Source organism: Pseudogemmobacter sp. TB195, from assembly GCF_058313095.1.
The window spans coordinates 14,551-27,921 of record NZ_JBZEGG010000024.1 but is presented as its reverse complement, the minus strand read 5'-3'; the positions used below and the strand labels follow the sequence as shown (position 1 = coordinate 27,921).

Here is a 13,371-nt window from a genome sequence, read left to right as displayed (position 1 = left end):
AGGCGAGACTGCAAGCCTGGCGCAAGGTTCGGAGGCGACAAGCCAGGGATAAATGGCCCGCATGTGGCCAATGTTTACCAGGGCCCGGCCCCAGCCGGTGCCAGAAAGACAGGCATATGTCGCTTTACGAATCCCTCCGGCGTCTTCCGCGCCCTGTTGTCCCGCATCTCGTGCTGAACCTTGCAGTGGCCTCTTTTGTGATGCTGGCGCTCAATCACGGGTTCTGGACGCGGCTGATGGCGGAATTTCCCGCAGCGCCCGGCCGGGTGGTGATGTTCGGCTTCGGGGTCTGGGCGCTGACGCTGCTGACCCTTGAATTGCTCGGCCCCGGGCGCCTGCAAAAGCCGATAGCGGCGGTGCTGATCCTCCTCGCCGCCACCGCCAGCTATTATGAGCGCAATTTCGGCGTGCTGATCGACCGCGAGATGGTGCGCAATGTCTTTGAGACCACGGTCACGGAATCGCGCCATCTGATCACGCTGCGGATGGCCGCCGAAATCTTTGTAACCGGCGTGCTGCCGGCAGCGCTGGTCTTCTGGCCGCGTGTCAGCCGTGTCGGGCTGATGCATCAGCTCTGGCGCTGGCCTCTGGGCGTGGCGCTGAGTTTTGCACTGATGACCGGCGCCTTGTTCAGCCATTACAAGGATTACTCGGCCATGCTGCGCGAGCGCCATGACCTGATGGGGTCCTATCAGCCTGGCGCCAGCCTGACCGCAGGCATTCGCTATGCGCGCGAGCAGTGGAAGACCGCCGACCCCACCGCCGCGCCTTATGGCCGGGATGCGAAACCTGGCGAAGCGCTGGCCCGCGCAGACAAGCCCGTCTTGCTGGTCGTCTTTGTCGGAGAGACCGCGCGGGCGCAGAATTTCGGCCTGAACGGCTATGCGCGCAACACCACACCGGAGCTCGCGAAGCGCGATGTGATCGCCTTTACCGATGCCTCTTCCTGCGGCACCTCGACCGCCGTGTCGGTGCCCTGCATGTTCTCGGGCCTCGGCAAGGCCAGCTACAGCCGCGAGGGCGCGCTTGGCCGCGAGAATCTGATGGATATCCTCGGCCATGCCGGGATCACCCCGCTCTGGGTCGATAATAATACCGGCGATCAGAATGTGGCCAGCCGTACCGGCTGGGCGCGGGTCGATGCCAGCCTTGCGCCGGAAGCCTGCGCGGTCGAATGCACGGATGAGGCACTTTTGCCGATAATTCGCGACCGGCTGGCAAAGATCGACCGCGATACGGTGCTGGTTCTGCATATGATCGGCAGCCATGGCCCCGCCTATTACCTGCGCTACGGGCCGGAGCGCGCGGGTTTTGCCCCCGCCTGCGAAAGCGCACAATTCTCGGATTGCACCGCGGAAGAGATCGTCAACGCCTATGACAATTCGATCCTCGAGACCGATCACGTTCTGGCCAGCACCATCGACATGCTTGCCGCAGCTCAGAATGTGATCCCGGCCATGGTGTTTATGTCGGACCATGGTGAATCACTGGGAGAAAACGGCCTCTACCTGCATGCCGCCCCCTCGTTCATGGCGCCTGCCGAACAGACAAAAGTGCCCTTCGTCCTCTGGCTGGATCCGCGCTTCTCAGGCGCGATGGGGCTCGACACCACCTGCCTTGCGCAGGAGGCGGCACAGCCGGTCAGCCATGACAATTTCTTCCACACCGTGCTGGGGCTGATGGATGTCAGCACTTCGGCCCGCGACGCCGCGCTGGATCTGACCGCGCCCTGCCGCAACCCGGGCCTTATGTGAGGCGGATGCCATCGTCGCCGAAGACCAGTTCGGCCCCGGCGATGGCCTCCGCGAAATCGCGGTCATGGGTCACCGCAAGGATGGTGGTGCCCTGCGCCGCCTCCGCGCGGATCAGCCGGATTACCTTTTGCCGGTTGATCCGGTCCAGCCCGCGCTGGATCTCATCAAGCAGCAAAAGGCGCGGCCCATGCGCGATGGCCGAAGCCAGCGCGACCAGGCGTTTCTCGCCAGCGTCAAGATCAAGCGGATGCTGCGCCGCGAGGCCCGTAATCCCGAGCCGCTCCAGCGCCTGAGCGGCCAGCGCGGCGGGGTCGGGCAGGTCGAGGTTGCGGGCAGTCAGCGCCACCTCGTCCTGAACCTTCGAGCGCAGGAAATGGCGGTCTGAGGTTTGTGCGACCATGCCCGCCACCCGGGCCAGATCGCGGGCCTCCGGGCCTGCCGGATCGACACCCGCGACCGAGATCCTGCCCGAAAGCGGCTGTTCCAGCCCCGCGAAAAGCCGCAAGAGGCTGCTTTTGCCGCGCCCGTTGGGGCCAAGCACCGCCACCACCGCCCCCGGGGCAAATCGCAGCGAAAGACGCTCAAAAAGCCGGGCCTGGCCGGGATAGCCGAAGCTCAGATCGTCTGTGACCACCGTATCTTCGCGCGTCATGCCGGTTGTCCCGCCAGAAAAATACGCTCGGGCAGCGGCGTCGCGAACAGCGCCTCTGTTGTCAGCGGGCCGCGCATCTCACCCTGATCCAGCAGCAAATGGCGATCGACAAGCCCTGCCATCCAGGATTGCCAGCCAATATCAAGGAAGATCACCGCCATCTCCCAGGGCAGGCTGCGCAGATGCCCGGCCAGGGCATCGCGGCTTTCGGCATCGAGATCGGTCATCGGCTCGTCCAGGATCAGAAGACGCGGCCGCATCGCAAGCGCGCCGGCCAGCGCCGCGCGCTGTGTCTCTCCCCCCGAGAGCCGGCGGCAATCGCGCTCTGCGAGATGGGTCAGGTTGAGGAAATGCAGCGCTTCTGCCGTGCGCGCACGGATCTCGGCGACCGGCAGGCCAAGATTTTCCGACCCGAATGCCACCTCTTCACGCAGACTGTAGCCGCGCCCGCTGAGCTGCAAATGCGGCCGCTGCCCCACGACCTGTACAAGGCGCGCATGATCCGCACGCGACATGGACTGCAGCGCCTCGCCCTGCCAGTCGAGCCCGCCCTCTGTTTTAAGGAACCCCGCAAGGCCGCGCGCCAGCGTGGTCTTGCCCATGCCATTTCCGGCCAGGATCGAGAGCCGCTCTCCCGGCGCCAGGGCGAAAGACAGCCCGCTGAACAAAGGGGGTTTGCCCGGCCAGGAAAAGGAAAGATCATTTACGTTCAGCGCCATAGCAGCAAAAGCCCCAGTTGCAGCAGCGCAATCGCCAAAAGGCCCCGGCGCAGCCAGATCTCGCGCGCTGTGTCTTCCACCGGGTCGATCAGCCCGCGCTTCGGGCTGGCGCGAAAGCCGCGCATCTCCAGCGCCTCGGCGCGGACAGGGGCTTCGGTGATCAGCCCGCGCACCAGCGGATTGACCATGCCAACCAGCATCCGGAACCGCTCCCGCAGGGGGCCGCGCGCCGAGAGGCCACGCATTTGCAGACTGTCGCGGATTTGCCGCGCCTCCTGGCCAACGCTTTCCACCAGCGACAGCGGCGCCGTCAGCAGATAAGAGACTGAGGGCCTGACCCCTGCCCCGTCCAGCGCCCGCGCCAGATCTGACGGGCGGGTGGTCATCACGAAAATCAGGCTTACCGACAGCAAAAGCGCGAGCCGCGAAAAGACCAGCAGCGCATAGCGCAGCCCCTCTGGGTAGCAGGCAAAGGGGCCGCATATGCCGGGCGGACCCCGCGCGATCAGGAACCCATGCACGAGGCCAAGCGCAAGCCCGACCGGCGCCATCAGAACCAGCAGCCGCAGCCCCAGAACACGGCCAAAACCAAGCCCTGCCGCCCCTGCCAGCGCAAGACACAGCGCCCCCAGCAGCACCGGCGCCGGCCAGAGCGGCAGCATCGCTGCGACCACCGCCAGCACCGCGAGCCGCGTCAGAGGGCTGGCGCGCCGCCAGGAATTATCAGGGCCGGGCCTGTACATGACAAAAGCCGCTCAGGCCCGGCTATGGGCGAGGAAGGGCCAGTCCGAAGTCGCGCGCCCGGGCAGGCCACGCACGATCCCCCAGACCAGCACCGCGGTCAGCACCTTGTCGGCGATGTTCCAGCCCAGCACGGTGGTCAGCACCGACGGGAAAAGATCCTGACCGAGCTTGAGCAGATAGGCGGTCAGGAAATCCGCGCCCGAGCCGGTGACACCGCCGAAGAGGTAGATCCGGATCGGCACGGCGACAAAAGCAAGCGCGATGGTGATGACCACGCCGGACAGCGCCGCCTGCCAGATTTCACGGAAAAAACCCGCGCGCGCCAGGAGGCCGGCGACCACCCCGATCACCAGCGCGACCGGAGCAAAGAAGGCGACAGTCGGCCCCTGGATCAGCCCCCAGAGCAGATTGGTCAGGAGCCCGGTCAGCCCGCCGATCACCGGCCCGGCCAGCACTGCCGCCAGCACGGTCCCGATCGAGTCGAGGAAGATCGGCAGTTTCAGAAATGAGGCCGTCTGGCCAAGCGCGATGTTCAGCGCAATACCGATGGCGGCGAGCACCAGGTTGCGGGTAGAGAAAAGTCCGGATGTCATTGGGATGGCTCCTCGGGGTTGGGGCGGTGCGCATGGGTCCCGTCGGTCGCGGGGTGAATGACGAGTTCGTCATAACCGGACAGGGCGCAGGGTTCGCGGGTGAAAACCAGGTCATCAAGCAAAAGGACGGTGATCTCGGCGGTGGTATAGACCGCCGATTCTGCCAGCAGATGGCCGCCAAACGCGCGGCCCTCACCATCGGTTATGGTCAGATGCAGATGCTCGCCATCGGGGTCGATGGTTCCGGTCAGCGAGGTGATCTCGAAATGCCCTTCGTAAAGCGTGCCAGCGGGCGTGTTCGCATGGCGGATCAGCACCCGGGTCAGGCTGCCGACGCAGGTGACGACCGAAATGGCGGCAGCCCCGCTGTGGCGCTGAAAGGCATGGAGGGCGGCGATGAGATCGGCGCCGGGCGGCAGCCGGAACACGCCAAAGCGGCCCCGCGAGATCCCGGATGAGTATGGAAAGTCAGCGGCAGAAGCCGGCTGTGAAGAATGACTGGTCAAAACAGCTCCTGAAGATGCCGGTACGGCATGGCCGGTGTAATATCGATAGTCCGGGCCTTGCCCTGACGGGGCGTTTAGGTGGCCTTACTGTTGTGATGCTCGTCGAATATAACAAATCTGTCAATTCTTCTAACATTATGCAATTCAAAAGGAATATTCTCTGACGGGGGCTTGTGGCAGAGAGTGTGACCCATTGCATTGCCGCGCCCGGGGACTAGTATCGCGCCGATATGATCAAATGACAGGATCGGCCTATGTCTCTCAGTCTCACGCTGGCTCAGCCCGGCAGCAGTGACCCGTCGCAACAGGACGGGGTGATTGTGCTTTTGCGCAATGGCAAGGGTGCTCTGGGCCCGAAAGCGGCCGCGCTCGATACCGCGACCGGAGGGGCGATCAGCCGGGCGGCGCTGGCGCCGCGCTTTACCGGCAAAGCAGGGGACTGCATTGACCTGCTGGCACCGCAGGGGCTGAAAGCGCGCCGGGTGGTGGTGCTGGATCTCGGGCCGGCGGATCAGCTTACGGGCCTGGTTGCCAGCCGCGCGGGCTCGGCGCTCGCGAAACATCTCGAGACCGAGGCAGAGACGGCAGCGCTGATGCTGTTTGAAACAGCACCCGCTGCGCTGGATGATGCCGGGGTTCTGGCGCAGATCCTGCTGGGGATGCGGCTTCGCAATTACCGCTTTGAACTGATGGCGAAGACGGAAAAGCCCTTTGATCTGGCTCTGACCGTCGAGGCGGCAGACAGCCCTGCACTGGCCCGCAGCACCGCCCAGGCCGAAGGCGTCTGCCTGGCCCGCAGCCTGGTGAATTACCCGGCGAGCCATCTGAACCCGAACAATTTCGCCGATTTCCTTGGCCCGTTGCGCGAGGCCGGGATCGGGGTCGAAGTGCTGGAACAGGCCGATCTGGAGCGGCTTGGCATGGGCGCGGTGCTGGCGGTCGGCAATGGCTCGGCCCGCCCGCCGCGGGTGATCGTGCTGACCTGGGCGGGCGCGGAAGGTCAGCCGCTCGCGCTGGTGGGCAAGGGCATGTGTTTTGATGCGGGCGGGCTTTGCATCAAGACCGGACCGCAGATGTTCTCTATGAAAGGCGATATGGGCGGGGCGGCGGCTGTGATCGGCACCATGCTGGCGCTGGCGCGGCAGAAGGCGGCGGTGCATGTGGTCGGCGTGCTGGGCGTGGCGGAAAACATGCTCTCGGGCACGTCCTACAAACCGGGCGATGTGGTCACCACCATGTCGGGCCGCACGGTCGAGGTGTTTGACACCGATTGCGAAGGCCGGATGGTGCTGGCCGATGTGCTGCATTACACCGCGACCCGGTTCAATCCGACAGCCATCGTTGATCTCGCGACCCTGACCTATTCGGTGATGCGCGGCCTTGGCCATGTCTTTGCCGGGCTTTTTGCCACCCATGACGGATTGGCCGATCCGCTGCTGGCCGCCGGCGAGACGGTGGGCGAGCGGTTCTGGCGGCTGCCTCTCGACCCGGCCTATGATGAGAGCCTCGTCTCACCGATTGCAGATCTGCGCCAGCATGGCCGTGATCTGGAGGATGGCGATGCCCCGGTCGCGGCTGCCTTCCTGAAGCATTTCGCGGAAGGGGTGCCCTATGTCCATCTCGACATCGCCGGCAAAGAGCTGATCGACGAGGACCGTCTGCATGCGCGGGCGGGCGGGGCCGGGTTCGGGGTGCAATTGCTGGAGGAATGGATTTCTTCCGGCGCGGCCGCACGGTTTACGGCTGACTGAACGTCTGGCAAACATCCGGAGGGGTTTTGCACCCCTCCGGACCTTCCCGCAAAGCTCTCATCCGGCGGCAGAGCCTGCCAGACCGGCCCTCTCAGGCCTCGATCATCACCAGATGGCCCGGTGAGACTTCTTCATAGCGCCGCTCCGGTGGTTGGAAGTCGAGCGGGCGGATCGGGGTCTTCAGCTCTTTGACCTGCTGGTTGCGGCGCAGATGGCGGCGCGCCGGGTCTGGCACCGTGACCGCACCGATCAGCTGGCGAGTATAGGCGTGGCGCGGGCGCTCCATGATCTCGGCGCGGGGACCGATTTCGACGATTTCCCCCATATACATCACCGCGATCCGGTGGCTGACCCGTTCGACCACGGCAATGTCATGGCTGATGAACAGGAAAGCGATGCCGAGACGGTCTTGGATATCAAGCAGCAGGTTCACCACCTGGGCCTTGACCGAGACATCAAGCGCCGAGACGGATTCATCCGCGATGATCAGTTTCGGATCAAGCATCAGCGCCCGGGCGATACAGACCCGCTGGCGCTGGCCGCCCGAGAATTCATGCGGATAGCGTTCCAGCATGGCGCGGGTCAGACCAACCTGTTCCATCAGCGTTGCGGCTTTTGCCCGCCCCTCGGCGGCAGTGCCCAGCCGGTGTTCGGTAAAGGGTTCGACCAGCGCATCGCCCACCGTCATGCGGGGGTTCATGCTTGCCAGCGGATCCTGCGGGATCATCTGGATCTCGCGCCGTTTCAGCCGCATCGCCTCGGGGCGCAGCGCGAAGAGCTCATCCCCGCCCATTTTCACCGATCCGGTGGACCGGTTGTTCAGCCGGATGATCGACTTGCCGGTCGTCGATTTGCCGCATCCGGATTCCCCGACAAGCGACAGCGTCTCGCCCGGGAAGATGCGGAAAGAGACGTTTTCGACCGCATGGACCTGGGCCACACGGCGGTTGAACAACCCGCCGCGCACATCAAACCGGGTGACGAGATCCTGGACATCAAGGATCGGCGCGCGCATGTCGGGGCTGCTTTGCAAGGGCAGCGCCGCGCCGGCAATGCCACTCGCCATATCGACCAGCGGGAAGCGCAGGGGCGCGGGTTTGCCAGTCATGCTGCCCAGCACCGGGACAGAGGCGAGCAGCGCCTTTGTATAGGGCTCGCGCGGGGTGGCGAAGATCTCTGCCGTCGGCCCCTGTTCGACCGACCGGCCGCGCAGCATGACGACCGTGCGGTCGGCCATTTCCGCCACCACCCCCATATCATGGGTGATGAACAGCATAGCCATACCATATTCGGCCTGGAGATCTTTCAAGAGGTCAAGGATCTCGCCCTGAACTGTCACATCCAGCGCCGTGGTCGGCTCATCCGCGATCAGGAGTTTGGGGCGCGAGGCCAGCGCCATCGCGATCATCACGCGCTGGCGCATGCCGCCGGAAAAGGCATGCGGATAGTCATCCATCCGCCGGGCTGCATTGGGGATGCGGACCCGTTCAAGAAGCGCAATCGCCTGGGCACGGGCCTCGGCCTTTGGCATCGGATGATGCGAGGTCAGTGCCTCGATGATCTGATCGCCGACCCGGTAGATCGGGTGCAGCGAGGTCATCGGCTCCTGGAAAATCATCGCCGCCGCCTGGCCGCGAATATGGCGGATCATCCCCGCCTCATCCAGTTTCAGCACGTCATGACCGGCCAGGCTGATCTCGCCTTCGATGCGCGAGGTTGCCGGGTCCAGAAGGCCCATGACCGAAAGCGAGGTCACGCTTTTGCCGGATCCGGATTCGCCGACCAGCGCCACGGTCTCGCCGGGCCTGATGTCGAAGGAAAGGCCCTCGATCACCCGGTTCCAGCTTTTGCGGGCGCCAAGGAATGAGACCGAGAGGTCGCGGATCGACAGGATCGGCGCGGTTGTGTCATGGGTCACGGTCATGCGCGGCGCATCCTCGGGTCGATCAGCAGGCAAAGGAGGTCGACCACCGCATTGGCCACCACCACGAAGAAAGAGGCGTAAAGCACGGTCGCCATGATCATCGGCAGATCAAGCACTTTCAGCGCCTGATAGGTCAGCCGTCCGACACCGTTGATGCCAAAGACCACCTCGGTCAGAACGGCCGCGCCGCCAACCAGCACGCCGAAATCCATGCCGAACATGATGACGATCGGGATGATCGCGGAACGGGTCGCGTGTTTCAGCAGCACCTTGCGCCCGGTGAGCCCCTTGGCGCGGGCGGTGCGGATGAAATCCTCCTGATAGGTCTCGATGATGCCGGTTCTGAGCATCCGGCCATAAAGCCCGATATAAAGGAAGGCGAGCGTGAGCCAGGGGAAGACCATAGAACGGAACCAGAGGCCCGGATCCTGCGAGAACGGCGTATAGCCAAGCGCCGGCACCCAGGAAAACGCCCAGGTGTCATGCAGCCGGTTTTGCGTGACGAGGTTCACCATTTCGCCGACCCAGAAGACCGGCATGGCAACCGCCATCATCGAGATCCCCATCAGGATCTTGTCCGGCCAGCGCCCCCGGAAGGCCGCCGCCGTGATACCCGTCAGAATACCGCCGAGCATCCACAGGATGGCTGCGCCCGAGACCAGTGACAGCGTTGCAGGCGCCGCCGCCATCACCGTCGGCACGATCTGCTGGCCCCGATTGGCGAAGGAGGTCAGATCGCGGGTGATGAAGAGCTTCTCCATCATCAGCCCGTATTGAACGTAAAGCGGGCGGTCGAGGCCGAAGTCTTTGCGCACCGCCTCGATGGTTTCCTGCGCGGCATTGCGGCCCGCGATACGGGCGGCAGGGTCCGAGGCGGGGGTTGCGAAGAAGATCAGGAAGGTGATGACGGAGATCCCGAACATCACCACGACCATGCGCAACAGCCGCTTGAGAATGGCTGCGATCATCTCAGCGCCCCCTTGCCGATTTCGGGTCGAGCACGTCGCGAAGCACATCCCCGAACAGGTTCAGGAGAAGCACAGTGACCATGATCGCAAAGCCCGGCGCCAGCGAGACCCAGGGGCGCGAATACAAGAGCGTCTGCCCGTCCTGAAGGATCGTCCCCCAGCTGGCATTCGGCGGCTGCACCCCTACCGACAGAAAGGAGAGCGAGCTTTCCGTGACGATGTTCAGCGCCATCAGCATCGGCGCGAATACAATCAGCGTCGTCGAGACATTGGGCAGGATATGGCGCAGCAGGATCTTCCAGCGGCGGATCCCGAGGCCACGCGCCGCCATGATGAATTCGGACTGGTTGATCGCCATGACGCGGCCGCGAATGGGGCGGGCGACATAGGGCACATAGACGAGGCCGATGATCAGGATGGGCACGATCAGACTGCCCGAGGATATCTCGAACGGCCCGAGCGCGAAACTTTTGCCGATCATCACGATGGAAAGCGAGATCGCCAGCAGATAGACCGGAAAGGCCCAGATCATATCGATCAGGTTCGACAGAACGCCGTCAACCACGCCGCCCGAATAGCCGGCGGCAATGCCGATAATCGCGGCGAAGAACAGGCAGATCAGCGTCGAGGCGCCGGCGATCAGCAGCGAATTGCGGCCACCGTAGAGCATCCTCGCCGCGACATCGCGGCCCTGACCATCGGCACCCAGCATATATTGCGGCCCCCAGGTCGGCCCAATGGGCGTGACGCCAAGGCCAAGGCCCTCGGTCGATTGCTGCATCACAGGCGTGGGCTTGCCGTCGATTTTGATCTTTGCAGACAGGCCCGAGCGGAACGGATCCGTCCCCGAAACATGTTTCGCATAGACCGGCGCGAGCAAAGTCGCGACCACGATCAGCAGCAGGAGCCCCGCGGAAATCATGGCGGTCGGGCTGGCGATCAGCCCCTGGAAGACCCGCTTCCAGGGGCCGCGCCGCGCACCCGTCTCCTCCCCGGCGGCTGCCGCCGGGGAAAGAGCGTGACTGTCGGTTTCAGGCAACATCGCGAGAGGTCACTGAACCCAGGCGGTGCCGACCAGCCAATGGAACTGGCTGGTGAACTCGTAATTGCCAACACGGGCCGAGATCAGGTCGACATCTTTCGGGGTGAACATCGGGATCGCCGGCGCGAGCTTCATGAAGTCATAGTCGATATCGCCCCACTCCTTCAGAGCGGCCTCGTGATCGGTCGAACCAAGCGCCATCGCCGCTTTCATACGGTCATCAAGGCCCTTATCGCAGATCCCCGACATATTGACCGAGCTGTCCGAACCCGGCGTAAAGCTGTCGCAGCCGAAGAGAACATTGAGGAAGTTCGAGGGCGCCGGGTAATCCTGGTACCATTGCGAGACCGAGATCTGCACATTGTTATTGGTGTTCTGGATATAGGTGAACTGGATATCGCCCGAGATCGACTGCACGGTGGCGTCATAGCCAAGGTCGGTCAGCACGGTCTGCAGATAGGTGCCAACACCGCGCGAGGTCACGGAATCGTCGGTCACCACGGTGACTTTCTGACCCTTGGTGCCCGAAGCCTCGACCAGCTCAAGTGCCTTGTCCATATCGGGGGCAGACCAGAACTCGCCCGGATCGGCGGTATAGTCGCAGCGGTCGACATGGCCGGGCATATCCGGCGGCAGGATGGTGCAGACGGGGGTCGCCAGTGCCGGGCCGCCGAAGATCGAGACCAGCGCATCGCGGTCAACGGCGTAGTTGATCGCCTGACGGGCCTCGAGGCTGTTGAAAGGCGCGATATTGACGTTCAGCGGCGCATACCACCAGGCCACCAGCGGCGAGACGCGCAGCTGATCGGGATGCGAGACGCTGAGTTCCGCCAGACGGTCGGTCGGGACCGGCTCATACATGAAATCGGCCTGGCCATTCAGGATCGCATTGACCGCAGCCTCTTCGGTGCCGCCGAATGTGTATTCGATCCGGTCAACATAGCCTTTGGGCTGTGCCTCTTTGCTCCATTCCTGGAAATGCGGATTGCGCACCATGATCAGCGAGGCATTCGGGTCATAGCTTTCGAACGCATAGGTGCCGGTGCCGGGGATCGGCTCATTGCCGGCATCTTTCATGATCGTGTCGGCGGGCACGATCGAGGCATGCGGCACGGCGATCTTGTAGAGGAACTCGGCATCCGGGGCGACGAGGTTGATGGTGATGGTATTGGTCGCAGCATCCCCGATCACGCCGCCTTCCAGCGTACAGGTAGCCGCCTCGGCGAGACACTTATCGGCACCGACGATGCCATTATAGAAGCTGCCCGAGGTCGGGCTCGAGACTTTGAAGATGCGCTGGAACGAGGCCACGACGTCTTCGACCGTCAGATCCTTGCCATTAGAGAATTTGATCCCCTGGCGCAGCTTGAACGTGTAGGTCTTGCCGTCATTCGACAGCACCGGCATGTCTTCCGCCAGATCCGGCACCACTTCGGCGCTTTCCGGCCCATTGACCTTTTTGAACGCCATCAGCCCGTCATGGGTCCAGATGAACAGCGGCCAGTAACGCGCGGTATAATTGATCATCGGGTCAAGGGTGCCCTCGGACGAAACGCCGAGAAGCTTGAGCGTGCCACCGTAATGGCTCTCATCGGCGAAGGCCGGCATCGCGGCGCCAAGCGCCAGCGCCGCCGTGCCACACAAAATACCTCCGCGCATCCGCGACATCAGAGACAGCGATTCACTCATGGTAAGAGACTCCCTCGGGGTGAAATGGCGGTCATTGCCGCCGTGATGGGCCGGCCTTGAGGCCAGAGTTTAACAGGTTCAGCGGGCGGCGTCGCATTCCGCAAGGAAGGCGGCAACCAGAGTTATACAAGCGTCAAATTCCTCGACATGCGGCATATGGCTCGCATTCGGGAAGATATGCCAGCGGGTATCAGGAATATTCCCGGCGAAGGGTTGAATCGTCGCCGGGGTAGCCTCGTCATAGGCCCCGGATATAAGCAGCACCGGCACGGTGATCCTGTGGACCCGGTCGCTGACATCCCAGTCTTTCAGGCTGCCGGTGATGTGGAATTCATTCGGGCCGATCATCAGATTATAGACATGCGCATCTGCCGCCATCGCGCGATTGGTGCGCTGCACCTCATCAGGCGCGGGGTCGAGACGGCAGACATGGCGGGCGTTGAAGGCTTTGGTCGCCCGGGCATAATCGGGGTGATCGGTGGTGCCTGCGGCCTCGTGCAGGTCAAGAACCGCCCGGATATCAGCCGGCAGATCCGCACGCAGCCGGGCGGTCTCGCTGATCCATATGGGCATCGAGGCCGGGCTGTCGGCAAGGATCAGCGACACAAGGCCAGGGGGCTGCGTCACGCCAAATTCGGCGCCCAGCATCCCGCCCCAGGACTGGCCAAGCAGATGATAGCGCGAAAGCCCGAGATGGGCGATCAGGTTTCTCAGTTCATCCAGGAACAGATCGACCGTCCAGAAATCGGCGCCTTTTTCCGGCAGCCGCGTCGAATTGCCATTGCCGATCTGGTCATAATGGATGACCGCGCGCCCGGTTTCGGCGATCGCTGCAAAGCTTTCGACATAATCCCAGGTACAGCCCGGTCCGCCATGCGCCACGATCAGCGGCGGCAGGTCTGACCCAAGGTCACCGGCGATGCGATACCAGGTTTTATAGGACCCGAAAGCAGCGAAGCCTTCGGTGATTTTTGCGCTTGTATACATGCCAGTTCCCCTCCGGTTATCCCGGAAAATCCCCTTCAGCCC

General features: G+C 63.5%; 12 protein-coding genes. 2 read left to right on the top strand and 10 right to left on the bottom strand.

Features of this window, described 5'->3' with window-relative positions; genetic code table 11:
• Positions 1–116 precede the first annotated feature (116 nt).
• Positions 117–1,754, top strand: a complete 1,638-nt coding sequence (locus AC4FS3_RS21265) for a phosphoethanolamine transferase (protein WP_491022194.1) — start codon at positions 117–119, stop codon at positions 1,752–1,754.
• On the opposite strand, the gene AC4FS3_RS21260 is transcribed toward AC4FS3_RS21265, so the two are convergent.
• The 5 genes from AC4FS3_RS21260 to AC4FS3_RS21240 are packed head-to-tail and all read right to left on the bottom strand — an operon-like array spanning position 1,747 to position 4,968.
• Positions 1,747–2,406 (bottom strand): energy-coupling factor ABC transporter ATP-binding protein, encoded by a 660-nt coding sequence (locus tag AC4FS3_RS21260; protein WP_491022193.1) that lies wholly within the window; start codon positions 2,404–2,406, stop codon positions 1,747–1,749. The genes AC4FS3_RS21265 and AC4FS3_RS21260 overlap by 8 nt on opposite strands.
• Positions 2,403–3,125, bottom strand: a complete 723-nt coding sequence (locus AC4FS3_RS21255) for an energy-coupling factor ABC transporter ATP-binding protein (protein ID WP_491022192.1) — start codon at positions 3,123–3,125, stop codon at positions 2,403–2,405. The genes AC4FS3_RS21260 and AC4FS3_RS21255 overlap by 4 nt, the downstream gene beginning before the upstream one ends.
• A complete protein-coding gene (locus tag AC4FS3_RS21250) occupies positions 3,116–3,868 on the bottom strand; it encodes an energy-coupling factor transporter transmembrane component T (protein WP_491022191.1) in 753 nt (250 codons plus the stop codon). The genes AC4FS3_RS21255 and AC4FS3_RS21250 overlap by 10 nt, the downstream gene beginning before the upstream one ends.
• A gap of 12 nt (positions 3,869–3,880) precedes the next feature.
• Positions 3,881–4,462, bottom strand: coding sequence for an ECF transporter S component (locus AC4FS3_RS21245; RefSeq protein ID WP_092902233.1), 582 nt, complete (start codon positions 4,460–4,462; stop codon positions 3,881–3,883).
• Positions 4,459–4,968 (bottom strand): PPC domain-containing DNA-binding protein, encoded by a 510-nt coding sequence (locus AC4FS3_RS21240; RefSeq protein ID WP_491022190.1) that lies wholly within the window; start codon positions 4,966–4,968, stop codon positions 4,459–4,461. The genes AC4FS3_RS21245 and AC4FS3_RS21240 overlap by 4 nt, the downstream gene beginning before the upstream one ends.
• A gap of 254 nt (positions 4,969–5,222) precedes the next feature.
• Between AC4FS3_RS21240 and AC4FS3_RS21235 the strand changes: the two genes are divergently transcribed.
• Positions 5,223–6,719 carry a leucyl aminopeptidase gene (locus AC4FS3_RS21235; protein WP_491022189.1) on the top strand — a complete coding sequence of 499 codons (1,497 nt, stop codon included), beginning with the start codon at positions 5,223–5,225 and terminating at the stop codon, positions 6,717–6,719.
• A 91-nt stretch (positions 6,720–6,810) separates the two neighbouring features.
• Here AC4FS3_RS21235 and AC4FS3_RS21230 read toward each other — a convergent pair whose 3' ends face one another.
• The 5 genes from AC4FS3_RS21230 to AC4FS3_RS21210 form a co-directional block, all read right to left on the bottom strand.
• Positions 6,811–8,643 (bottom strand): ABC transporter ATP-binding protein, encoded by a 1,833-nt coding sequence (locus tag AC4FS3_RS21230; protein WP_491022188.1) that lies wholly within the window; start codon positions 8,641–8,643, stop codon positions 6,811–6,813.
• Positions 8,640–9,611 carry an ABC transporter permease gene (locus AC4FS3_RS21225; RefSeq protein WP_198834949.1) on the bottom strand — a complete coding sequence of 324 codons (972 nt, stop codon included), beginning with the start codon at positions 9,609–9,611 and terminating at the stop codon, positions 8,640–8,642. Before AC4FS3_RS21225 ends, AC4FS3_RS21230 begins: the two co-directional genes overlap by 4 nt.
• Position 9,612: 1 nt before the next feature.
• Positions 9,613–10,653 carry an ABC transporter permease gene (locus AC4FS3_RS21220; RefSeq protein WP_491022187.1) on the bottom strand — a complete coding sequence of 347 codons (1,041 nt, stop codon included), beginning with the start codon at positions 10,651–10,653 and terminating at the stop codon, positions 9,613–9,615.
• 9 nt (positions 10,654–10,662) lie between these two features.
• Complete coding sequence (locus AC4FS3_RS21215) at positions 10,663–12,342, bottom strand: ABC transporter substrate-binding protein (protein ID WP_283179129.1); 1,680 nt, start codon at positions 12,340–12,342, stop codon at positions 10,663–10,665.
• 78 nt (positions 12,343–12,420) lie between these two features.
• On the bottom strand, positions 12,421–13,329 hold the full coding sequence (locus AC4FS3_RS21210) for a proline iminopeptidase-family hydrolase (RefSeq protein WP_491022186.1): 909 nt from the start codon (positions 13,327–13,329) through the stop codon (positions 12,421–12,423).
• Between the last annotated feature and the right edge of the window lie 42 nt (positions 13,330–13,371).

Bases quoted from the DNA above. Each gene is read 5' to 3' on its own strand.
- AC4FS3_RS21265 (WP_491022194.1), top strand. From the start codon at position 117: ATGTCGCTTTACGAATCCCTCCGGCGTCTTCCGCGCCCTGTTGTCCCG.
- AC4FS3_RS21260 (WP_491022193.1), bottom strand. From the start codon at position 2,406: ATGACGCGCGAAGATACGGTGGTCACAGACGATCTGAGCTTCGGCTAT.
- AC4FS3_RS21255 (WP_491022192.1), bottom strand. From the start codon at position 3,125: ATGGCGCTGAACGTAAATGATCTTTCCTTTTCCTGGCCGGGCAAACCC.
- AC4FS3_RS21250 (WP_491022191.1), bottom strand. From the start codon at position 3,868: ATGTACAGGCCCGGCCCTGATAATTCCTGGCGGCGCGCCAGCCCTCTG.
- AC4FS3_RS21245 (WP_092902233.1), bottom strand. From the start codon at position 4,462: ATGACATCCGGACTTTTCTCTACCCGCAACCTGGTGCTCGCCGCCATC.
- AC4FS3_RS21235 (WP_491022189.1), top strand. From the start codon at position 5,223: ATGTCTCTCAGTCTCACGCTGGCTCAGCCCGGCAGCAGTGACCCGTCG.
- AC4FS3_RS21230 (WP_491022188.1), bottom strand. From the start codon at position 8,643: ATGACCGTGACCCATGACACAACCGCGCCGATCCTGTCGATCCGCGAC.
- AC4FS3_RS21225 (WP_198834949.1), bottom strand. From the start codon at position 9,611: ATGATCGCAGCCATTCTCAAGCGGCTGTTGCGCATGGTCGTGGTGATG.
- AC4FS3_RS21220 (WP_491022187.1), bottom strand. From the start codon at position 10,653: ATGTTGCCTGAAACCGACAGTCACGCTCTTTCCCCGGCGGCAGCCGCC.
- AC4FS3_RS21215 (WP_283179129.1), bottom strand. From the start codon at position 12,342: ATGAGTGAATCGCTGTCTCTGATGTCGCGGATGCGCGGAGGTATTTTG.
- AC4FS3_RS21210 (WP_491022186.1), bottom strand. From the start codon at position 13,329: ATGTATACAAGCGCAAAAATCACCGAAGGCTTCGCTGCTTTCGGGTCC.